The sequence below is a fragment of the Bartonella queenslandensis AUST/NH15 genome, from assembly GCF_000312585.1.
Lineage (GTDB): Bacteria > Pseudomonadota > Alphaproteobacteria > Rhizobiales > Rhizobiaceae > Bartonella > Bartonella queenslandensis_A.
On sequence record NZ_HE998120.1, the window covers coordinates 1 to 790 of the forward strand.

The window sequence follows — 790 nt, forward strand, 5'->3', positions numbered from 1 at the left end:
ATATTCATTCACTTGATTATTCATCTTTCACCTTTCTAAACATTCAAATATCTATGCAGTGCCATTCGTTCACGCATAATCTGATTATGTGCCTGATCATTGAGAAGTTTCTGCCTTTCAAGATCATGCCGTTGTTGCATCATCTCAGCCTCTAATTCTGCTTTCTTTTGACGCATGAACAGATCAATCCCCTTTTGTTGTAAATCCATCTGATGCATCTGTGCTTTTGCTTCCATATCTTGCTGCTTTTCTTGCAACTTCATCTGCGTTTCAGGATCCATCTGCTGTTGCTGCGATTGTGTGCCATTTGCTGATGTTGTTGGAACTTCTCACTCACACGATTGAGTAAAGACGCTGGCAAGGGTGAGTACCGCAACAAATCAATCATAATATCCGGCGTAATCGCGTTTTGTAGCAACGGTAAGAGCTGTGTAATAATGCCAAAAGTGCGCTCTTTTTCATTCGGGCTGGTGGGCGCATCATCGACAATAATGTCATAATCAACACTTGTCACAGCCTCACGCGTTAAGGGAATATATTGTGCATTTTCCTCACCCGATATTCTTACTAAGCGACCATCAGATAAATAATTCTGTATCAGATGCAAAATAATCTTCCCTTGGCGTTGTCGATACAAACGCAAACCATCAAACAAACAGGCAAGGAGGTTCAGACTGGATTGACGACGCTGTGCCTCTAAAACCCCTGCTTGCGTAACCTCACGCGTGCCAATAAATTCAGGCGATAACCCCGTAACCTGATTAATCGCCTCCTTCGCCTCATGAAACAA

The 790-nt window shown here is 42.8% G+C and carries 1 pseudogene; it reads right to left on the reverse strand.

The window, feature by feature from the left end:
* Positions 1 to 35 precede the first annotated feature (35 nt).
* Positions 36 to 790, reverse strand: a pseudogene (locus BN338_RS09565) (portal protein); the annotation flags it as partial.